Genomic DNA, 21,240 nt, shown 5'->3' with positions numbered 1-21,240 from the left:
ATGAAAAGACGATTGTTATTTGGTGAGCGAATGTTATTAGGAGACGGTACAGAACCTTTTAATACAGTGATTCCTTTCAGATTAAGAGGTACATTTGTCCTGAAAGACATTCAGCATGCTTTGAGCCAGCTTCAGGGGAAACATCCGTGGTTAAAGGCTGTTATCGGGCATGATGAAAAAAATATTCCCTGGTTTGAGGTTTCAGAAAAAGTAAAAATTCCGATCCGAATACTCGCTAAAAAAGAAGAAAACGACTGGCTGGAAGAATCTAAAAATGAGTGGTACAAAATGTTCAATTACAAAGAACAGCCGCTTATCAGATTCGTCTGGATCAAAGGAGAAGAAATTTCAGATATGATGTTTGTATTCCACCATTGTTTGTGCGATGGTGGCTCTGCAATGGCGGTATTATATGAATTTTTAAAATTACTGGATAATCCATCGGCAGAAATCGGTCTGGAAAATCCGATTTTGGGAATTCAGGATGTTGTTCCGTCTAAAATTCTTAACAGTAACGGACAAAAAATTAAGGCAAAAGTAATCGGAAGATTAGCTGCAACGGCAATTAAATGTATTCCTGTTGGTAAAAAAGCGACCGATCGACAAAGCGATTATTTAATTCACTGGAAATTCGATGAAGAGACCAGTAAGGAACTTATTTCTTATTGCAAATCTCAAAAAGTTACGGTAAATACATTCTTCTGTGCCACTCTTTTAAAGGCATTTGAGAAAATAAAGCAAGAAAAAGCATTCAATAAAGTGTCATGTCCTGTTGATATCAGACGTTTTGCGAATCAGATTAAAGACGATCATATTTTTGCTTTCGGATTAATGATTGTTGTTTCGTTAAATAAAAAATTGGGGTTTGAAGACAATTTAAAACTGATGCAGGAAACTGTAGAGAAAAAAACAGCAAAACTCAATCCGTACATCACGATGATGGTGATGGAATCTGCGCATGATGCGTTGAAAAATTTTACTAAATTATTAAAGAACAGCAAATCTTCCAACGATTGTATGTTCTCTAATTTAGGAAGGATTCAAATTCCTCATGAATACAAAGAATTCTCACTGGAAGACATTTTCAGTCCGTCTGTGATCGGACCTTTGGGAAATACTACGACGATGGTGACTTCAACTTTCCGCGGAGAAATGGATTTTTCTTTTATGGGAAGCGAAGGTTATTTACCCTATTCCGAAGCATTGGCGATTCGTGATGAGATGATTAAAACCGTACAACAAAAAGTAAAATCTTTGGCAGTATCATGATGAAACGAAAATTAATGATGGTAGAAAGAATCATGTATGTTGATTCTAAAACTCCGGTTAACTGTGTTTTTACGGTAAGGATAAAAGGTCGTATTGATAAAGGAGACTTACGATCTGCTTTGGTTAAAATTCAACAAAAACACCCTTTGCTGCGGGTGAAAATAGATCATACCACAGAAAAATATCCCTTTTTCGTTGAAGAAAAAGAAATACAACCTATCCCGTTTCATGTGGTAGAACGAAAAACAGAAAATGACTGGTTAAACGAATCAAGAAACCAATGGTATCACCTGTTTGAAGATGACAAAAAACCATTGGCTAAAGTGATATGGATTCGTGGAGAAGAGACTTCCGAAATTCTTTGGGTAATGCCTCACTGTATCTGCGACGGAACAACGGGTGTCACTTTGATGCGTGAGATTCTTGCTCTGTTGGATGATCCTTCCACTCAGCTAAATTCTTATCAGCCTTTCAATTCAGCGGATGATTTTCTGCCTGCAGATTTTAATTTGAAGAAGAAGAAACGAACAGCCAGATTTTTCTTAATGATGGCAAAATTATTCTTTTTAATTCAAGGGAAAAGTAAGAACCGAAATCTTGGGGAAAACTACGCCATTCACCGAAAACTGAACGCGGTTGTTTCCAAAAAAATAACAGAAAAATGTAAAGCAAACGGTATTTCTGTACATGCTTTGCTGTGTTCTGCGTTTATGCAGGCTTTTAAGGAAATACAGGGCAATCAGTCGAAAGGAAAAGTGATAAGTCCTGTCGACGTTCGTCATTTTATCCCAGAAATAAAACAAGATCATATCTTTGCATTTGCGCCGACGGTTGAACTTTCATTAAAAAAAGGAAACAACGATTTGATGGATCACGCCAAACAAATTAAAAAAGATTTGGTAGAAAAGATAGAAAAAACGCAAGCCAGAGAATTGCTGTGGATGGGCGAAAATATGCATCCGGTTGTGGAACGCATGATTTCGATGTTAAAATCCAGCAAAGGCGGACACGATATTACGCTGTCGAATATGGGTAGAATTGATATCCCTAGTGAATATAGAAACTTTACGTTAGAAACCATTTTCAGTCCGACGGTTGCTTTTCCTTGGTTGAATTCCAACACTTTGGTGACGACGACGTATAATCAGGAAATGGATTTTACGTTTATGTCTAATGAAAATTTTCTTCCGAAAGAAGAAGCTGTTAAAATTAAAAATAAAGCTATTGAGCTCCTGACTTCATGAAATTTAAAATAAAAAAAGCTCAACCAAAACTCATCAAAAAAACCACTCTCAATCGCTTTCTAAGGAAGCGGATGATTTATTATGTTCTTCCCAATGTGTTCTTTAATTTTATTATTGCTTATGCGAGTTTTAAAGAATTAGGATATACTCATTTTTTCGAAGGAACGCAATGTCTGGCTCGTCTTACGTTGCCGATGGCGATATTTCTTCCCGTTGTTCTTACGATTGATATTATAAAAAGAGTGACCGATGCTGCAGATCAAAAAGCTATTGAATTTGCGGTTGATAATCAACTTAATTTAAAAAAACTAATGACCAAACTGAGCATTTTACACGGCTTGGTTACGGGCTCATTTGTATTGTCATGTTTGCTATTTGCGCAATTAATTTTATCTAAATATTACAAACTGGATGCAACGGCAATGGCTGTTGTCGTGGGCGTTCTTGCGGGTTTACTTTCTATTTTGTTTACCTATCTTCCGATAAGAAGATTGAAAAAACATCTGCACAAAAATACGGTGCCGGTTTCATCTGATTTAATTGAAAATTGATATCATTTCGCTCAAATTCCGGTTTACTGATTGAGTAAAAGTGCTGCATATTTTTCATTTAATATTTCGCATTCATGTTTCAGTAATCCGGTTTCGATCAAAGGACGACTTCCCCATTTCGGAATATTTTCGGTTTCAAGAATTTTGAACTCTGAAGATTGTCCACCCAAATAAGGAACAGTGACACCAAAAACAATTTTTGCAATTTTATGATGTCTGATCAGGTAAGAACACATGACGCAAGGTTCGTGAGTTGAAAAAAGTACCGCTTTGTCCAGAATATCTCGATGACCTTGTTGTAAAGCATCTTTCACCGCTAAAATTTCCGCATGCTGAGTAATATCGCCTGTAGATTTTCCGGATTCGATGCCTTTGCCTATAATTTTATTTTCAAAAACCAATAAAGCTCCGACGGGTGGATTTCCGTTTATTAATGCCTGATTCGCAAGGTCAATACATTCCATCATGTATTTTTTATCATCATTCATTTTGATTTTGATTTATTAATTCTTCGTTAGAAATTATTGTAAAATTTTCGAGTTCATATTTACCTATCACTTTATCAACCAATGAGGTACGAACAACAAGCAACAGATTTTCATTAAAATTGTCCAATAAATATTGAACCGTTTCATGATTTCCTTTGCCGTCCAGTTCCAGTTTTCCGATTTCATCAATGATAATCCATTCTTTTTTTTGTTTAATGGAATCAGTAACGATTTTTTTAGTCTCAATAAATGCACTTTGATCAAGAAAATAATTCCCGACAACCAATGAATTTTCTGCGGCAGAATCGAGTTCATACGGTTGATATTCATTAGTTAAAATATTATATAATTGCTTTTTTCCGTTGACTGTTGGTGTTATAATTCCGCCTGCGTTTTTATTTTTAATCCAGTTCATTAACGCCGAAGATTTTCCGGTTTGGATATCGCCATTTAAAATGAGAATTTTTCTGTTCTGATCTTTTTCGTAAAAAATAGTAAGCCAGATTACATAGGTCACAAATTCTTTAATCCGTTTAATACCAGAATGATCCGAAGCTAATTTCCATGCAACTTTTGAATATAAAGTAAGTCCCGGCAAACTGTAAATGATATCTGCAATAACAGAATTATTCTTTTTTGTATAACGCGAGATCTGCTTTTTAATAACAAATTTATTTAAGATATAAAAGAAAGCAATCACCAAAATTAGGCGCAAGAACTGCCACAATTCTGCTCTTTTTGTAATGTACAGAACAATTAAAATAAGGAAGCAAAACACCGAAAATATAAGAAGATAACGTCGTTTTTTGCGTGTCGATTGGATCGTTTTTTTATCTTCGATCGAATCTATTGTTTTACGAATCAAATCTTTATGAATTTTAATTCCGCTTACGGAGCTTAAAAGCTGCCTTGTCCATAATCCGATACCTATTGCCCAAACGACGTACAACCCAATATACAGTAGAAAAAATGACATCAAAACATCGTCTATTGAAGATTTTTCAATTCTAAATGTCTCCGAAATAATCGATAATATCGTCTCAAAAAAATCTTTCCCGAAAATGACAGCAACCATTATAAATTTCTGCAGAGAAGACTCCAACATCACGATGATGCTGTAAATAATGATGCTCAATCTATTGACTTTAAAAACCGGAAAAATAAACGCAGCCAACAATCCCTGAAAAGCGACCGCAATGTAACCGCCTAACGGAGTTTGAGAGCTCATCATGAATTTTACAGACAATACCAAAAGTGTAGCCTGCAACAGAACTTTATAATTATTCGCCGAATATTTCGCAAGAAATACGTTGATAATAATCGAAAAGCCACCAACAATCAACCCCGTAAGCGGAATGTGATACAGATGAAGCAAACCTCCAAGTCCCGCTTCGGCAAATGCCCAAAGATAAATCAGCCGCAGCGTTGTTTGGGTTTGTATTCCTGTTGTGCTTTCCATAAGGTTTATTAGTTTATTTCAGGATTTGTTTTCTTTTATAAATAGAAAATTTACCTGTACCTGATTCTCTAAGATTGAATACGATTAAGGATTAAAAGGTGAATAATCCAAAAATTCCCATTGTACGTCATGATGTTTCTCAATGTAAATCCATTCGTCCATTTTAAAAATCCAATGGCGACCTGTGCCGTTTGTTTTTACAAGATCTTCTCCCGTTTGGTTGAACTTCATTTCAACGCTTCCCGTTAATTGTAAAGTTTCCCCTTTTTCAAAATCCACAAACAAAAGTCCGGCAAAAGGATTCTGAACAAAATTTCCCATGGTATTGAACATACTGTTTCCCGGATATTCCGGAACTTTTATAGTTTTATCGTCAAGAATTTCTATAAACCCCGGATTTCCGCCACGATGAGAAGCGTCCATTCTTCCGTCTTCGGCTTTACTTCCGACAAAAACGGTATCTGCTTTACGAATCATTTCCTGAAATGTTGCAGGAAAATCTGTTCCCTTACTTATCACAGCATCCTGAGTCGTAAAATGCTCCGGAAGAGCGATAACGCGACGTTGGATATACTTAGGACAATTGGGATAAGCTTCATTAATATGTAACATCATCAGATTGTCTTCAAGCTTCACTGTTCCGTTTACACGATAGCGTTTCCTTTTGGCAAGCTCAATAAATAAAGCTCCGATCTGGTGATCTTTTTCAATATTTTCGTAAAAAATATCTTTTGGAGTGCTTCTGATCAACGTTTTATCAAAAGAGATAGAATCCAATTCATGAACTTTCACAAAACCAAAATCACCGATCAAAACAGAAACCCAGATTTTATTTTGTGATGCCGCACTGCTTACAATAGTCATAGGCTGTTTTTCAAGGAAATTAATAGCACCCGCAGTTACCATATTGGTGATCAACCGACTAAGAGAATTAGCAATATCTGCTTCTCCGGTAATCTGCTGAATCTTTTTTTCTCCTTCGTGATATGTTTCGTTCATACTATATAAATTTGAAAGGTTTGGCATCATTTATACCAGTCGTTGGTTTTTTTAAATAAATCTGTTTAGACTTTTTATTTGAAGCTTTTTCCTGCTTTCCATTACAATCTTTTTTTACAAAAAAGGATTTTCATTGCAATCAGGGCTAGGATTTTTGTCGTTTTTTCAACCCATCATAATCAATTCAACGTTCTGTTTGTAAACCTTCAAGGTTTTAAAAACCTTGAAGGTTTGATTTATAATAGTCACAAATTACTAGCTCATAGTTTAGGTTGAAAAATGAATATTCAAAAATAATTCTTTATTGTTTTAAATATTGTTTTCTGATATAAGTTAAAGCATCCAAAAAAGGTTGATTCGTTCCCAACCCTTTCGATACAATTAAACTACCTTCAATACTTATCAAAACTGTTGTTGCCAGACTTTTTGCATTGTCTTTTTCGAGACCGCAATCGATTCCCAATGCATAGAATCCGCTGATCCATTCTTCCATAATGATTTTAATTTCAGCATTGAAAAGCTCAACGCTGGATTGTACCGAAAGTGCACTCAAAATACAACTCTTTTCACCGTTATTGTACAAAGCGATAATATTTTCGAGAACTGTATTTACTCTTTCTGAAGAAGTTATTTCCTTATCAGTTAAAACTAAATAAATGTTTTTATGAACCCATTCTTTCACAAAAGACAGCACCGCCAATGCAATTTGTTGCTTGCCTTTGGGAAATCTATGATACAGACTTGCCTTTTGCAATCCACTTGCACTCGCCAATTCATTAAGGCTGGAACCTTCATATCCTTTGAATCGGATGACTTCCATTAATGAACTGAGCAATTCTGTATCTTCTACTTTTTGTGGTCTCATGCTACAAATGTAAAACATATTTTTATTTTACCAAACGTTCGGTAATTAATTTTAACGATAAGATATTTCTGTTATATCACTCGTTTACAAGCAAAAAGCCTTTAAACATAAGATTTAAAGGCTTTTTTATATAAGAAATCAGATAAAATATAAAGTCTGAATTATTTATTTAAAAACTGTATCGCTTTTATCACAAATGCATCATGATTCTGGAAAAAAGAGGCATGACCCGAATCCGGGAAAATTACCAGTTTCCGCATGATCTAAATTCTGAGCCATATTCTGAGCATTCTGAACCGAAACAGGAAGATCATTTTCACCATGAACGATAAGAACCTGATTTTTAATCTCTTTTATTTCTTCCAAAGCGTTTGCATTGGGTTGTGCCCAGCTCAAAACCGCTGCAAATTGTGAAGCAGATGTCGCATCACTTAACGCAAGATCTCTGTCCGTCGTACGAAGCTGAGTTCTTGAATACGAAGCTTTTCCGGCTGCAATACTTTCCGTGGATTGGGTAAATCCGAACTTGAGAAAAGATTCTTCAGGTCCCAATCCTGCCGTTCCCGCAATGATATTCGGTAAATTAGATAATCCGATGGCTCCTTTTGGTCCGGTTCCCGTTAAAATTACCTTATTGATTATGGACGGTTTCGTTAAAACCACTCTCTGAGTGATAAATCCACCCATTGAAAAACCCATTATATTGACTTTATTCAAATGCAGAGCTTCTATAAAATCTATTGCATCATTTGCCATAGCCTGAATATTGTCCGGCGTAGTTCCCTGTGAAGCCGCAACTCCTTTATTATCAAATATAATCACCTTATATTTCTGAGCCAGACCATTAGTAATTGCAGGATCCCAATCGTCCATAGAACCGCCCAATCCCGGCAAAAGCACCAAAGGAATTCCGCCTTCTTTTCCAAAAATACGATAGGCAAACGAAGTTCCTTTTACACTAATAAATCTGGTTTTGGCAGTCTGATGATTCTCTGTCTGCGTTTCCTGAATCGTGGTAATTTCACTTTCTTCCCTGCAAGACATTGCTGTTGTTGTAAAAAGTGTTAAACATAAAACACTTGTCATTGAGATTTTTCTAATTGATTTCATTGTAGTTTATTTTTGTATGATTATGGTGCAAACATAAAGCGGAAAAATAAACGAGACATTTGAAAAGTCGTTCAAACGGGCATTTTCAGTAGTTAATCGGACATTTGGGATAGTGAAATGAGTTGTTTAAATAAAAAGTCAAATTCACATTAAATAAAAAATATAATTCACACCAAATTGTTATATTATTCATAAATAATTTATATTAATCACATTTATGTTATTTATCTAATATTAAATTTAACATTATCGCAAATTTTATATAAAAATAATAAACATTTTTTCCTAATTTTATGTTAAGCTAATACCTTATTCAACGATTATGGATGTACTCAGGAATCATATTGAAGAAATCACTCCCCTCAATGATGGTGAATTTGATTATATACAGTCATTTTTCACATTGAAAAAGGTGCGAAAAAATCAGTTCCTGATTAGTGAAGGGGATGATGTGAGGAGCGAATATCTCGTTCTGTCAGGGATTTACAAGGTTTTTTATTTAGACGAAGAAGGAAAAGAGTATATCTGTATGTTTGCCCTTAAAAACTGGTGGATGTCTGATTACAAATCTTATTTCAACCAGATTCCCGCCACGATGTATCTTGAATGCATTGCAGAAGGTGAAGTTCTGTGTCTCAGTCTTTTGGGACGAGAAAAAATCGCGGCAGACATGCATAAAATGGAACATTTTTTCCGGGTGAAACTTACTCATGGCTTTGTTGCACTTCAGCAAAGAATAAAATTATTATTATCAAACACGCCACAGCAACGGTATGAGCAATTTGCCAAGCTGTATCCGGATCTTCTGCAGCATGTTCCCAAAAAATGTATTGCAGAATTCATCGGGGTAAGCCGGGAAACATTAAGCAGATTACATCCTCGAGAAAAATAAATTGAGGGTAATATCTCTAATTTTTTGTGATTTCGCTTAGTTCACCCTTCCTATCTCATTCTATTTAGTTCAAAAATAAAAGAATATGCTTGTTAAAAAACACCTTTCCTTAAAAGATATTTTCAAATTTGCAGGTCAGCATTTATTGTGGCTTTTCCCGTGGATGCTTTCTGTGACAGCATTATATTATTTTACCCATTGGAAATTCATTACCATTCCTTGGCTTCCGATTTCGTTGGTGGGTACTGCTGTTGCTTTTTATGTAGGTTTTAAAAACAATCAGTCATACGACAGACTTTGGGAAGCCCGAAAAATCTGGGGCGCTATGGTCAATAACAGCAGAAAGCTTGGAACTATGGTGAAAAACATGAAAGCCGAAAATGCAAAAGCTACTGAAAACACTGATAAAATAAGGAAAAAAATTATTTACAATCATATTGTTTATCTGTATCAATTTCGTGAACAATTATTAAAACCCATGAAGTGGGAACATGTAAGCCTGTACGGAATGTTTGGTTTTTATAATCAAAAAAGGCGGGATAAATTATTTAACAATTTTGAAAAAGAATTGAAAGAAATCCATTGTTCACGGTACATCACACATGAAGAAATGGAAGATTTGAAAATCTATAATAATATTTCAACGCAGCTTCTGGACAGACAGACAAAACTTCTTCAGACTCTTGTTGATGAATCCGCAATCAATTGTATGCAACAAATTGAATTACAATCTGTCATCAACAATTTTTACGACGATCAGGGACGCGCCGAACGCATTAAAAACTTTCCTTTTCCGCGCAAATTTGCCAGTTTCAGCTTTGTTTTTGTCTGCATTTTCGTATTTCTTCTGCCTTTTGGCATTATAGGAGAATTTGCAAAACTGGGCGATGATATGGTTTGGATGAGCGTTCCCGTGGGTGTCATCGTAGGATTTATTTATGTTGTGATGGAGCTTATCGGCGATTATTCTGAAAATCCGTTTGAAGGTCTTCAAAATGACATTCCGATGCTTTCCATTTGCCGGACTATTGAGATCGATCTGCTCCAAATGATGGGCGAAAAAGATATTCCCGAACCGATTCAGCCTAAAGACAACATTCTTCTTTAATAATTTTAAAATCAACCTATTATACTTCATGCCTGTCAAACGACAGGCATTTTTTATTTGTATCAAAAAAAATTCATCACAATTGTTTTTTGACGCAAATGTGTCAGGTAACGCCTTCATTTCTTCGCCAACTTTGCAATAGAAAATTAAACAACTACAGCGAATCAATAAAAAATTCCTGTTGAAAATAAACAAAATACGTTTCACAAAAAATTACACTATCATGACACATTACAAACACTTGAGCTCAACATCAGCTCACATCAATCCGGAAAAAGGTTTTAGAATTCACCTTTTAGTTTTTCTACTTACTACCCCACTTATCTGGTTGGTTTGGTATTTAACAGACAGAACTTATATATGGCCGCTTTGGTCTACTCCAGCTTGGATGCTCGGAATTATTTTCCATTTTCTGGGAGTTTATTTTTTCAAAAACCTTAAAAACAAATAACAATGGAAACACAACATAAAACATTCAGACGTATTGTGACAGGTCACGATTCAGATGGAAAAGCAGTAATCATTTGTGATGCACCTCCTGTAAACACGCAATTAGTTGGAGGAAAAGGCGGACCCACATTTTTTGAAATCTGGCATACGGTAGAAACTCCGGTTTTAATTCATCCGCAACCCGATGAACTTGATGAACCGGGATTAATACTTCCTCCACCAAAAAACGGAACGAGAATAAGAGTCATAGAATTTCCACCAGAAGGCGATGAAATAAGAAATCTAACAGGAAAAGAAGCTGCCGAAAAATTCAAATCTATGGGAGACGAAAAAGCTTCAACCTCTTCTCAAGGCGCTCCTCACCCATTAATGCACCGCACAGAAACTCTTGATTACGGAATTGTATTAGAAGGAGAAATCACCATGATTCTGGACAAGGAAGAAACGACGATTAAAGCGGGAGATATTGTTGTTCAGGCAGGTACAAATCACGCTTGGGCAAACAGATCAGGGAAAATTTGCCGAATGGCGTTTGTGTTAATCGACGGACAATTCACCAACAATTTTAACCTTAAAAACTAATATCATGCGTCTACAACCACTACCTCAGGAAAGTCTTGATACCGAACTGCGTTTTGTACATGACGAGATCTCAAATCTTATTACAAAAAGTCAGGGACAAGCTTCTATGATTGATTCTCAGGGAGCTTTATTAGGACCTTTTCCGGCAATGCTGCACTTTCCGCAATTCGGAATTCCGGCTTTGAGTTTTATCAGAACACTGGATACATATGCAACATTAGATAAAAAAGTACGTGAAGTTGCGATTTTAACAGTTGGAAGCACATTCGGAGCTCGTTTTGAGCTGTATGTTCACGAAATTATGGCGGAAGCTTTTGGTCTTTCTAAAAGTATTGTTGCCTCACTTTCCGCGGGAATTCGTCCGGAAGGTTTGAATGAACAGGAAGCAATTACCTATGATATTGCTTATACATTAACTCACGGAAAAATTGTTTCCAATTCAACCTATCAATATGCTGTTGATGTATTAGGAAAAGAAGCTGTAGGAGAACTTTTCTTCTTAATCGGAAGCTACACTTTTATCGCCATGATTTTGAATGGATTTGATATTCCCGCTCCGGAAAACAATACCAAATAATGTGATTCTCATCACACGTTTATAGTGACTTCAATCCTTTATTCAAGGGCATTTACAGACTTAACTTTGTCCTATAAATCAGAAGATTAAATATAAAAAAATTAACAATAAAAATTAAAACAAAATGGAATACAGAAAATTAGGAGATACCCATCTCGAGTTATCAGCAATTACTTACGGAAGTTTTGCAATCGGTGGAACAATGTGGGGCGGAACAGAAGAAAATGAAGCTCAAAACGCCATCAGAGCATCCATCGATCATGGCGTGACCACCATTGATACCGCGCCTTTTTACGGCTTAGGATTCAGTGAAGAATTAATCGGAAGAACCATTAAAGATATGGATCGCTCAAAAATTCAGATCCTTACAAAATTCGGAATGGTTTGGGACGGAAGCAACGAAGGAAAAGGAGATTATATGTGGGATCAGGAAGACAACGGAAATGTTTATCCTTTGTATAAATATGCATCAAAAGCCAATGTTATCAAGGAAACCGAAGAAAGTTTAAAACGTCTGAAAACAGATTATATCGATCTTTTACAATTGCACTGGCCAGATTCTACCACTCCGATTGACGAAACAATGGAAGCTTTGCAAAGACTGATCGAACAGGGAAAAATTCGTGCTGCAGGAGTGAGTAATTACGATAAAAATCAAATGCTTGAAGCTCAGAAAACAATAAAATTAGCATCCAATCAGCTTCCCTACAGCATGTTGAACCGTTTGATTGAAAAAGATATTGTTCCGGCTGCGATTGAAAATAACATCGGATTAATTGCTTACAGCCCGTTAGAAAGAGGATTATTAAGCGGAAAATATTTTAAAGGAGAACATTTGAAATCGGATGACCATAGAAACGGTTATTTCGGACAATTCGATCCTGAAAAAGTGAAAAATTTCCTTAGCAAAATTGAACCTTTAGCCAACGATAAAAATGCAACACCGGCTCAATTGGTTTTAAGATGGACCACCTTACAACCCGGAATTTCAGTCGTTCTTGCAGGAGCTAGAAACAGCGAACAGGCGATCAGCAATGCAAAATCTATAGATATTACTCTTACTCAGGAAGAACTTCTTTTCATCAACAAAGAATTAGAAATCTTCTCTTAAAAAATAATACAAACAACAAATTTAACAACAGAAAATGAAAACAATGTTTTTAACGCTGCTTTTGGCAGTATTTACACTCTTCACGTCTTCTTCATGTTCTACAGACGATGAAAACACAACAATAGCGCCTCCTCAAACGTATATATTGGTTCACGGTGCATGGCAAGCTCCTTACGTTTGGAATACCGTAAAAGCCAATCTTGAAAAGCAAGGTCAGAAAGTAATCGTCGTAGAATTACCGGGACACGGTGCAGACAACACACCTACTCACACTTTGAGTTTGGATGTTTATCGTGATAAAGTAATCGATGCAATGAATAAAACAGAAGGAAAAGTAATTCTTGTAGGACACAGCATGGCTGGAATGGTAATTTCAAACGTAGCTGAAAAAGTGCCTTCAAAAATTAAAAAACTGGTTTATATCGGTGCTTTTTTACCGGAATCGGGACAATCTTTGGGAGATTTAGCAATGCTTGATCCGGGTTCTCAATTGGGAGGTTCACTGGTTCAATCAGCAGATCAATTGACATTTGATGTGAAAAGCGAAAACTTAGTTCATCTTTTCATCAACGATGGTTCACAGGCTGCAAAAGATCTTGTCGTAAATAATTATCGTCCCGAACCGGCAATCCCATTGGGAAATAAGGTGACTTTAACTGCTCAAAATTTCGGAAGTGTACAAAAAGTATATATTAAAACGCTTCAGGATATTGTGATTTCTCCAAATTTTCAGGATCAAATGATCAGCAAGGCAGGAATTTCAAAAGTCTATGAAGTGAATACAAGTCACTCTCCATTTTTGTCTAAACCAAACGACGTTTCAGATTTATTAATTAAAATCGGTCAATAATCTGGCTTAAAATAAGAAATGACCAATCGGTCAAAAGGTTGGTCGTTTCTTTTCTAAATCTTACTTCTTTTTCATCTTTATTAAACAATTGTTTGTGATTCTGATCACACTTTTTTAGTGATTCCCGTCATTTCATAAGATTTCATCCAGTTGTACATTTGTAATAGAAAATTGAATATCAATGAACTAATCTTAAATGTTCAATACAAAGCACAATAAATACTCAACCATAAAAACCCAATATTATGATTACAATAGCTAAAATATTCTTATCAGCTTCGCACAATTTCATTACCGTCTTTTCTGCACTTCTATTATTGTGTAATACGTATGCAAAGGCGCAAAATTCAGATAAAATGAAAAAGAAAATATTATTTGTGGTAACAAGCCACGACGAAAAAGGAAATACCGGTGAAAAAACAGGATTCTACTTGTCAGAAGTCGCTCATCCCTGGAACGTACTGATGAATTCAGGATATGAGATTGATTTTGTAAGCCCGAAAGGCGGAAAAGCTCCGGTTGACGGACTTAATCTTGGAGATTCGATTAACAAAAAATTCTGGGAAGATTCAAAATACAGGAAAAAGGTGGAAAATACATTTAAGCCTTCAGAAATCAACCCTGAAAATTATGCAGCCATCCATTTTGCAGGAGGTCACGGTGCGATGTGGGATTTCCCGGAAGACGAACAGTTATCCAATATCGCAGCCAAAATTTACGAAAAAAATGGCATTGTAAGCGCTGTTTGTCACGGTCCAGCCGGAATTGTCAACATCAAGCTTTCAAATGGGAAATATCTTGTTGATGGCAAAAAAGTAAATGCCTTTACCAATGAAGAAGAAGTTGCTGTAAAACTGGACAAAGTCGTTCCTTTTTTACTGGAAAACAAACTAATAGAACGTGGCGCAACATTTGAAAAATCCGGACTTTGGCAGTCTCATGTGGTAACAGATCAGCGTTTGATTACAGGACAAAATCCGCAGTCTGCTCAAGCTGTTGGTGAAGCGATGTTGGAACAGCTTAAACAACAAGAAATCGTAGGAAAACTCACCCGATTTGAAGTAAAAAAAGAATATCAGGATCAGTTTCAAAAAGTGGTTTCTGAATATGTAAAAAGCTCGCTTTCCAAAGAAGGAAATATCATGTCTGAAGCCTATTATGAGAAAGAAAAACCTTCCGTTTTATGGGTAATCGAACGTTGGAAAAATGTAAACGAACTGGAGAATTTTAACAACGATTCGCAAGCGAAAAAAATTAATTCTTTAGCTAAAAAAGCATTAACACAGCCCATTAAAACCATTGATGTAAAAGATCTTGAACCCATTTCGAAAGAACAATGGCGCAGAACTTCAAAAAAAGAAGATAATCAACTCACCATCATGTTGTTCGTAGACGCAAAAGCAGGAACACAGCAGACTTTTAAAGATACGTATCATGTTGCGATGCCGCAATTCAGAAGCGAACCGGGAGTTGTGACGTATCAATTGTCTCAGTTTGAAAACGATCCGACGCAATTTGTGACTTTTGAAAAATTCAGGGGAGATGATGCTTTTCAATATCATTTGAAATTCCCTCCTATTCAGCCGGTAATCGATTATCTGAATACAAGCATCAAAGAACAGCCTTTCCAAAAAGGACTTCATAACCTGATTGAATTTGCACCGCTTACCCGAGAATAAATCAGTCATCAACCATTAAAAACTAAAAATGAAAACAACCTTCACCAACTCAAAAGCATCCACCGGAAAATATTCAGACAGGTATCTCGCAAGCTTTCTCATTAATCTTCCTGCTGAACATATTGACCTCGGAAAATGGTTTACAGAGATGAAAGAAACAGATTACACCTCTTATTCTCCGGCTCATATTGCCATGAGTTCCTACTTCACAGGGGAGACGCTTTTCAGCACGAATGTAGAAAACATAGGCATCGACCAGATTGTGCAGCATTATACAATGCAATACAGTTTCTAAAGATCATGTCTTCTTATATTCTTCGAAATCTGATGTGTATATTTTAAGATTTGTCCCGATATCAGTGGGAGTTCCATGGGAAATGCAGATAAGACCTGTCTCAGAAAATACCTGCGAATTTGTATGCATGTTCGGTATCGATTATCCCAACTGGTTATTAAAAACAGTCTTTTCACTCTATGGATTGGGCGGATTATTCCTCCAAAAGCATCTGAAAAAAGAAGGTATTGCTTTCGCGAAAGATATCGAGAATAAATTCAAAAAATATAATTAAGTAATTCATAAACAATTTATTAAAAAAACAATATTAATCCTTAAAACCTAAACAAAATGAAAACAATGTACAAAACATTTTTAGCAGCTATCATCTGTATATTTGCTGTTTCAAATCTAAATGCACAATCAAAAAGCAGCCACGAACTTGAAGTGGTGAACCAGCTTTCTTCACAACCTGCTGTTGTCAACATGCCCGTTTCCCAATTATTAAATGCACCCGGAAACGAAGCGTTAAAAGACTTTTTCTTTAAACCTATAAAGGATAAAACCGTTCTTAAAGGCAAAAGAATCGCTGTCATCGCAGCCGATGGTTTTGAAGAAATCGAATTATTGGGACCGGTTTGGTATTTCAAACAATTGGGCGCTCAGGTTGATATTGTAGCTCCAAAATACAATCCTGCACCCGAAAGATACGGACTTATGTATCCTGAAATGTCTAAAACCCACATTATGGCAATCCAGTATTTACAGCCTGTAGGATGGATTAAATTTGATAAAACTGCCGATCAGATCAAAGTAAATGATTACGATGCAGTCTTCATTCCTGGTGGAGCCTGGAATCCGGATAACCTTCGTTACGACAAAGATGTTATTAAATTTATTCAGGATTTCAATAAATCCGGAAAACTGATCGCCGCAATCTGTCACGCTCCTGTCGTATTGGCTTCTGCTGATATCTTAAAAGGAAGAAAACTAACAGGATATTGGAACATTCAGGTTGATCTGAAAAATGCAGGAGCAACGGTAGTCGATGAGCCCGTTGTTACAGACAGAAATATCGTTACAAGCCGCCACCCGATCGATGTAGCAGATTTCTCAAGAGCGGTAGAAAACTGGTTGGTAAAAAATTAATTTTAATAAAAATATCGGGGAAGTAAGGTGTTTTTCACCAAAACTTCCTCGATTATAAATAAATTCACAATGAAAGCACTGGTAATTGGAGCGACGGGAGCTACCGGAAAAGATTTAGTCAATATCTTATTGAATGATCCTGAATACACTGAAATTGTGATTTTTGTCCGCAAACTCAGCAACATCAATCATCCTAAATTAAAAGAAATCTTAACCGATTTTGAAAATTTAGAAAATGTAACAGAATTCATCGATGGAGATATTTTATTTTCATGTCTTGGAACCACTTCAAAAGCAGCCGGTTCGGAGGAAAAACAATGGCACATCGACCACGAAATTCCTTTAAACTTTGCAAAAATTGCCAGAAAAAAAAGAGTTTCAAAAACGGTTCTTCTTTCGGCTTATGGCGCTTCAGCAACCAGCAGAGTTGTTTATTCTAAAATTAAAGGCAAGCTGGAAGAAGACATTGATAGACTTGGTTTTGAACAATATATTATTTTCAGACCGGCAAGTTTATTACGAAAAGGAACAGATCGTGGAGACGAACGAATCATTATTCCTGTTTTGAATTTTCTGAACAGCTTTGGAATAGCAAAAAAATTCCGACCATTACCTACTGATATTCTTGCTGAAAAGCTCGCCAAATCTCCGAAAGTTCTTCCCAATGGAAAGCACATTGTAGAATTAGAAAAGATTTTCAATTTCTGATTTTCATTTAAATAACAGCTTTTAAAATTATTGAATTCTAAGGATCGTAAATGGTAAAATTTATGATTCAGCATAATTTATATTTAAACATAACGGGAAAATTTATGCTTTCTCTTACCAATTAATGATTAATACCAATTTTATGAAAACCAATAGTAAACTTTATTTCATTGCAGCTGCATTAGTTTTTCTTTCTAATGTAGCCTTTGCACAGGTAAAATCCGAAGCAAAACAAAACTCAGAATCAAGTACTTACCTTCTCAACGGAAAAGTTTTTGATATGGCAAAATTTGACAGTTTAAGTACAGCTTGGGGAAAAGACCGGGTAATTTTTCAACATACTGAAGAGGACGACAAAAAAGGAATCACCCATTTGGTGAAAATGACGGACGAAATGAAGAAAAAACTGGAAGAAATAAGTGCTGCCAAAGATCAGGCACTTTTTTCTCTCCTCAATAAAAATGCCCCGGAATTTGAACTTACAGATCTGCAGGGCAAAAAATGGTCTTTGAAGAAACTTCAGGGAAAAGTAGTGGTGCTAAATTTCTGGTTTACAACCTGTATTCCGTGTATTAACGAAATTCCTGAGCTTAATACATTGGTTCAGGATTATAAAGATAAAAATGTCGTTTTTTTGGGCTTAACATTTAGTACCAAAGATCAGGTAAAGAAATTTTTGACCAAACATCCTTTCGATTACACCCTTCTTCCGGGATCTGAGGAAGCTAATAAAAAATACAATGTCAGCTCTTGGCCGGCAAGTATGGTGATTGATAAAAACGGGGTGATAAAGAAAATTATTAATTCCAGTGAAAATATTCATGAGGAATTAAAAAACGGAATAAGTTCGCTTTTATAGGCGTGTTTTATGTGAAGTGTTTTTTTTAAGGAGTAGTTGATTTTTACTATTAAAAGTAGAATCTTCTACTCTTTTTTTGTTTATTTTTATATCAAATCGAAGTCATTGTTTGTCTTCACAAAATAATGTTCGATGGTTTCTTTTGCGGAGCTGCACAATTGTATCAGTTCTTTGTACGACACGTTTTCATAAATAAAATCGTTGGAAATATTGATCACATATTCTGTTACAATTTCAACATCTAGGAATTTCGTTTGCATTGACTCATCAAGATCATCCAGATTAGATTCTTTATTCAAAAATTGCATTTTCCTACTGATCGAATCCTTAAATTTATATAGACGGATTGTTTCCATTATTAATAATTTTAAAAGCTTTATTCATTTTAATTTAAAAGAAATAAAGAGAAATATTGTTCATATTTCTTTGTTACATATTGATTTTATGACCTTAATCACGTTCAATTTTCGTCATAAGATGCATCTACAGGTTTTGATTGGGGAGATCCTTTTTCTCTGAACCAAATTGAAAGGATAACCAACGATGCTACGGCAAGAAATTCACTTTGCCAGTTCTGAAAAGATTCAAACCAAAACTGAGAATTTACAAAATACTCTTTCCAATCTGATGTTATCAAATGCTTCTGAATCTGTTCTTCATTATAATTGTTCAGGCTTCCCGTAAAATGAAATATAAAGCTCAAAACAAACAAAATTCCTAATGAAATAGAAAGAGAATGATTGTAAACAGACAATATAAAACCTCCTTTTTTCACAGGCCACGGTGCATTTTTATGAGCCACCGGTTCTTTATCTACCTCTTCTTTTCCATATAGAGACTTGGATTCTGCTGAACCTTTTTGCCTTAAAGATACTGTTAATAAAACATACATCCCCATTTGTAAAAATTCGCTTTCCCAATTTTCGAAAGTTGCCTGCATAAAATGCGGACTGCAGAAGTATTGAAACAGCGTTAAAGACGGCAATTTCACCTCTGAAAGTTCATCATTCTTAACATGCCATCCTGTGATAAACTGGCAAAAAAGAAATATGAAGAATAAGCTTAATACAACAATGCTTAATCCGTTTCTATAGAAAAAATTATTTTTATTTGTCTGCATGGTGTTGATTTTTAAAACATTAAACTATCCTATTCAATTCTTTCTGTAAGTTTTTCTACCCTAAACTTCATACAAAACAAAATGCCCAATCGAAAAACGACCGAACAGATTTTGATTATTTTCTATTCCTCCTTGAGTATAAAACATAAATTCCGGTTATGCCGGAATTTATCATTATTATTTTTATATCAATTTGAAATTAAGCTCTATAACTGCATTATTTGTTGATTGATGAGTATTAAGCAACATAATATTTTGTGATTTGGTATTATTAAATTAACAACAATCATGCCTTTAATTCAATTTTTGTTTTAAATTACAATAATACAAGTAAGAAATTAAAACAATTTGACTTAATTAACGAATAATTATTAAAAATTAAATTTATTTATATAAGAGGATTTTTTTAACTTAAATTAGAGTAATTGCACCATTTCAGCACAGAAAAAGCTGCAAATCGCTTACGTTTTGGAGGAAAAGTATTGATAAAAGCGATCTCGATTTATTATAAATAGTGTTTTTTTAAATCATCTTTTAACTCTCTCCTCCACATCGGTTTTCTGAGTAAATTCTTCTTTTTTTATTACTACCATTTAAGTTGCAGCATTTCTGTCTGCACTTTCTTTGTCTTTTCTTTTGTTTTGCTTATCCTCTCTCTTCTCTTTTAGCGATTTTAAAGCAGGCGATTTATCTCCTTTTTTCTTTCCGTCTTTCTCTTTTGCCATTGTAAATATTTTTTGTTATTCGTAAAGGTCATTTATTAGTGAAGCAAAGCTTTGTAATAGTCTTTCGATTTATTACATAAATCATAGTTATTTACGATTTAAAGTCCTAGCTTTGAAGAAGTACCTGTTTAAAATATTGATTAACAGGCTGTAAATACGGTAAGGATTATGAAGTTGTATATAAAATATATGGTAAGTCTGCGCTGCAAGATGGTGGTACATCAGGAACTGGAAAAACTGAATATCAGAAACGCAGTAGTAGACCTCGGTTTGGTGGAAACAGCGGATGATATCACGGCTAAGCAAAGACGGATTTTAAAAGAAAACCTCCTCAAAACAGGACTTGAATTATTAGACGACAAAAAAAGTATTCTGATAGAAAAAATAAAAAATGTTGTCACAGAAATGGTTCATTATTCCGAATCTCTACCCAAAGAAAATTTCTCGGATTATATCAGTGAAAAGCTCGGCTATGACTACACTTATCTTGCCAACACATTTTCTGAGGTAAAAGGAATCACCTTACAGCATTTTATCATCATCAATAAAGTGGAAAAAGTAAAAGAACTGCTTTTATATGATGAACTCAACCTTACCGAAATCTCCTACAAACTCAACTACAGCAGTGTTGCCCATCTTTCTAACCAGTTCAAAAAAATAACCGGACTTTCTCCTTCATTTTACAGACAACTAAAGCAAAAACGTCTCAAAAATCTGGAAGACCTCTAAAAAAAGTGTGATATATACAAATATATTTCTGAAATATATAGCATTTGTTGCCATGTAAAGATCATCTTTGAGTAGTAATAATTCTATTACGTTAATATTCTGATTATGGATAAGGATGGTAACAAAGATCAGCAACCCTTCAAAATTACAGGAAACTGGAAAGAACAATGCCAAAAGCTTAAAGAAGAGTTTTCGCATCTAAAAGATTCAGACCTTATGTTTGAAAAAGGAAAGGAAGCCGAATTGCTGGGTAGATTAGAAAATAAATTAAGCAAAAACCGTGAAGAAGTTATTAAAATCCTCAATAACACTCAGTTTTCATAATAATCTTATTATTAAAATCCGAAAATTAGTACATATATTTTTAAAGGGTTTTAATAGAAATGAGCAGGAGCTTTTTAAGTCTCTGCTCTTTTTTTTGTAAATAATACACTTTATTTAA

At 35.1% G+C, this 21,240-nt stretch carries 26 protein-coding genes; 18 read left to right on the top strand and 8 right to left on the bottom strand.

Annotated features, from left to right (window positions below):
* The 3 genes from J3D55_RS10650 (at position 1) to J3D55_RS10640 (ending at position 3,064) form a co-directional block, all read left to right on the top strand.
* Positions 1 to 1,269 (top strand): condensation domain-containing protein, encoded by a 1,269-nt coding sequence (locus J3D55_RS10650; RefSeq protein WP_259130967.1) that lies wholly within the window; start codon positions 1 to 3, stop codon positions 1,267 to 1,269.
* Complete coding sequence (locus J3D55_RS10645; protein ID WP_259130965.1) at positions 1,266 to 2,513, top strand: condensation domain-containing protein; 1,248 nt, start codon at positions 1,266 to 1,268, stop codon at positions 2,511 to 2,513. Before J3D55_RS10650 ends, J3D55_RS10645 begins: the two co-directional genes overlap by 4 nt.
* 71 nt (positions 2,514 to 2,584) lie before the next feature.
* Positions 2,585 to 3,064 (top strand): hypothetical protein, encoded by a 480-nt coding sequence (locus tag J3D55_RS10640; RefSeq protein WP_259130964.1) that lies wholly within the window; start codon positions 2,585 to 2,587, stop codon positions 3,062 to 3,064.
* Between the two features lie 23 nt (positions 3,065 to 3,087).
* Here the strand turns inward: J3D55_RS10640 and J3D55_RS10635 are convergent, their stop codons facing one another.
* From J3D55_RS10635 to J3D55_RS10615, 5 genes are all read right to left on the bottom strand, one after another.
* Positions 3,088 to 3,552, bottom strand: coding sequence for a nucleoside deaminase (locus J3D55_RS10635; RefSeq protein ID WP_259130962.1), 465 nt, complete (start codon positions 3,550 to 3,552; stop codon positions 3,088 to 3,090).
* Complete coding sequence (locus J3D55_RS10630) at positions 3,545 to 5,011, bottom strand: nucleoside-triphosphatase (protein WP_259130960.1); 1,467 nt, start codon at positions 5,009 to 5,011, stop codon at positions 3,545 to 3,547. The genes J3D55_RS10635 and J3D55_RS10630 overlap by 8 nt, the downstream gene beginning before the upstream one ends.
* An 84-nt stretch (positions 5,012 to 5,095) precedes the next feature.
* Positions 5,096 to 6,010 carry a PNPOx family protein gene (locus tag J3D55_RS10625; RefSeq protein ID WP_259130958.1) on the bottom strand — a complete coding sequence of 305 codons (915 nt, stop codon included), beginning with the start codon at positions 6,008 to 6,010 and terminating at the stop codon, positions 5,096 to 5,098.
* Between the two features lie 301 nt (positions 6,011 to 6,311).
* On the bottom strand, positions 6,312 to 6,875 hold the full coding sequence (locus tag J3D55_RS10620; RefSeq protein ID WP_259130957.1) for a TetR/AcrR family transcriptional regulator: 564 nt from the start codon (positions 6,873 to 6,875) through the stop codon (positions 6,312 to 6,314).
* A 201-nt stretch (positions 6,876 to 7,076) separates the two neighbouring features.
* The gene (locus J3D55_RS10615; RefSeq protein ID WP_259130956.1) at positions 7,077 to 7,985 is read right to left on the bottom strand and encodes an alpha/beta fold hydrolase; all 909 of its coding nucleotides are present in this window, start codon (positions 7,983 to 7,985) and stop codon (positions 7,077 to 7,079) included.
* A 322-nt stretch (positions 7,986 to 8,307) separates the two neighbouring features.
* Here J3D55_RS10615 and J3D55_RS10610 point away from each other — a divergent pair, with 322 nt between their 5' ends.
* The 13 genes from J3D55_RS10610 to J3D55_RS10550 all read left to right on the top strand — a co-directional run bounded on the left by J3D55_RS10610 (position 8,308) and on the right by J3D55_RS10550 (position 18,224).
* Positions 8,308 to 8,877, top strand: coding sequence for a Crp/Fnr family transcriptional regulator (locus J3D55_RS10610; RefSeq protein ID WP_259130954.1), 570 nt, complete (start codon positions 8,308 to 8,310; stop codon positions 8,875 to 8,877).
* A gap of 85 nt (positions 8,878 to 8,962) precedes the next feature.
* Positions 8,963 to 9,985, top strand: a complete 1,023-nt coding sequence (locus J3D55_RS10605) for a bestrophin family protein (RefSeq protein WP_259130952.1) — start codon at positions 8,963 to 8,965, stop codon at positions 9,983 to 9,985.
* A gap of 223 nt (positions 9,986 to 10,208) precedes the next feature.
* The gene (locus J3D55_RS10600) at positions 10,209 to 10,436 is read left to right on the top strand and encodes a 2TM domain-containing protein (protein WP_259130950.1); all 228 of its coding nucleotides are present in this window, start codon (positions 10,209 to 10,211) and stop codon (positions 10,434 to 10,436) included.
* A gap of 2 nt (positions 10,437 to 10,438) precedes the next feature.
* A complete protein-coding gene (locus J3D55_RS10595; protein ID WP_259130949.1) occupies positions 10,439 to 11,017 on the top strand; it encodes a cupin domain-containing protein in 579 nt (192 codons plus the stop codon).
* 4 nt (positions 11,018 to 11,021) lie between these two features.
* Positions 11,022 to 11,594 carry a carboxymuconolactone decarboxylase family protein gene (locus J3D55_RS10590; protein ID WP_259130948.1) on the top strand — a complete coding sequence of 191 codons (573 nt, stop codon included), beginning with the start codon at positions 11,022 to 11,024 and terminating at the stop codon, positions 11,592 to 11,594.
* A 124-nt stretch (positions 11,595 to 11,718) separates the two neighbouring features.
* On the top strand, positions 11,719 to 12,705 hold the full coding sequence (locus J3D55_RS10585; protein ID WP_259130946.1) for an aldo/keto reductase: 987 nt from the start codon (positions 11,719 to 11,721) through the stop codon (positions 12,703 to 12,705).
* 34 nt (positions 12,706 to 12,739) lie between these two features.
* On the top strand, positions 12,740 to 13,555 hold the full coding sequence (locus J3D55_RS10580; protein WP_259130944.1) for an alpha/beta fold hydrolase: 816 nt from the start codon (positions 12,740 to 12,742) through the stop codon (positions 13,553 to 13,555).
* A 356-nt stretch (positions 13,556 to 13,911) separates the two neighbouring features.
* Positions 13,912 to 15,234 carry an antibiotic biosynthesis monooxygenase gene (locus tag J3D55_RS10575; protein ID WP_259130942.1) on the top strand — a complete coding sequence of 441 codons (1,323 nt, stop codon included), beginning with the start codon at positions 13,912 to 13,914 and terminating at the stop codon, positions 15,232 to 15,234.
* 28 nt (positions 15,235 to 15,262) lie between these two features.
* Positions 15,263 to 15,529, top strand: a complete 267-nt coding sequence (locus tag J3D55_RS10570) for a hypothetical protein (RefSeq protein ID WP_259130940.1) — start codon at positions 15,263 to 15,265, stop codon at positions 15,527 to 15,529.
* Between the two features lie 64 nt (positions 15,530 to 15,593).
* On the top strand, positions 15,594 to 15,803 hold the full coding sequence (locus J3D55_RS10565) for a hypothetical protein (protein ID WP_259130938.1): 210 nt from the start codon (positions 15,594 to 15,596) through the stop codon (positions 15,801 to 15,803).
* 56 nt (positions 15,804 to 15,859) lie between these two features.
* On the top strand, positions 15,860 to 16,657 hold the full coding sequence (locus J3D55_RS10560) for a DJ-1/PfpI/YhbO family deglycase/protease (RefSeq protein WP_259130936.1): 798 nt from the start codon (positions 15,860 to 15,862) through the stop codon (positions 16,655 to 16,657).
* Between the two features lie 69 nt (positions 16,658 to 16,726).
* Positions 16,727 to 17,365, top strand: coding sequence for an NAD(P)H-binding protein (locus J3D55_RS10555; RefSeq protein ID WP_259130935.1), 639 nt, complete (start codon positions 16,727 to 16,729; stop codon positions 17,363 to 17,365).
* A 142-nt stretch (positions 17,366 to 17,507) separates the two neighbouring features.
* Positions 17,508 to 18,224 carry a peroxiredoxin family protein gene (locus J3D55_RS10550; protein ID WP_259130933.1) on the top strand — a complete coding sequence of 239 codons (717 nt, stop codon included), beginning with the start codon at positions 17,508 to 17,510 and terminating at the stop codon, positions 18,222 to 18,224.
* An 86-nt stretch (positions 18,225 to 18,310) separates the two neighbouring features.
* Here the strand turns inward: J3D55_RS10550 and J3D55_RS10545 are convergent, their stop codons facing one another.
* The 3 genes from J3D55_RS10545 to J3D55_RS10535 all read right to left on the bottom strand — a co-directional run bounded on the left by J3D55_RS10545 (position 18,311) and on the right by J3D55_RS10535 (position 20,069).
* Positions 18,311 to 18,580, bottom strand: coding sequence for a heme oxygenase (locus tag J3D55_RS10545; RefSeq protein WP_259130932.1), 270 nt, complete (start codon positions 18,578 to 18,580; stop codon positions 18,311 to 18,313).
* 104 nt (positions 18,581 to 18,684) lie between these two features.
* Positions 18,685 to 19,344, bottom strand: a complete 660-nt coding sequence (locus J3D55_RS10540; protein ID WP_259130930.1) for a DUF6766 family protein — start codon at positions 19,342 to 19,344, stop codon at positions 18,685 to 18,687.
* Positions 19,345 to 19,937: 593 nt separating this feature from the next.
* A complete protein-coding gene (locus J3D55_RS10535) occupies positions 19,938 to 20,069 on the bottom strand; it encodes a hypothetical protein (protein WP_259130928.1) in 132 nt (43 codons plus the stop codon).
* Between the two features lie 168 nt (positions 20,070 to 20,237).
* On the opposite strand from J3D55_RS10535, the gene J3D55_RS10530 reads away from it, so the two are divergent.
* Both J3D55_RS10530 and J3D55_RS10525 read left to right on the top strand, forming a co-directional pair.
* The gene (locus tag J3D55_RS10530) at positions 20,238 to 20,798 is read left to right on the top strand and encodes a helix-turn-helix domain-containing protein (RefSeq protein WP_259130927.1); all 561 of its coding nucleotides are present in this window, start codon (positions 20,238 to 20,240) and stop codon (positions 20,796 to 20,798) included.
* Positions 20,799 to 20,903: 105 nt separating this feature from the next.
* A complete protein-coding gene (locus tag J3D55_RS10525; RefSeq protein ID WP_259130924.1) occupies positions 20,904 to 21,122 on the top strand; it encodes a CsbD family protein in 219 nt (72 codons plus the stop codon).
* Positions 21,123 to 21,240: the final 118 nt, after the last annotated feature.

It is taken from the genome of Chryseobacterium ginsenosidimutans, assembly GCF_024807225.1.
In the GTDB taxonomy this organism is placed as follows: Bacteria; Bacteroidota; Bacteroidia; order Flavobacteriales; family Weeksellaceae; genus Chryseobacterium; species Chryseobacterium ginsenosidimutans.
Note: the sequence above shows the minus strand (reverse complement) of the source record. Positions and strands in the feature narration are given on the sequence as shown.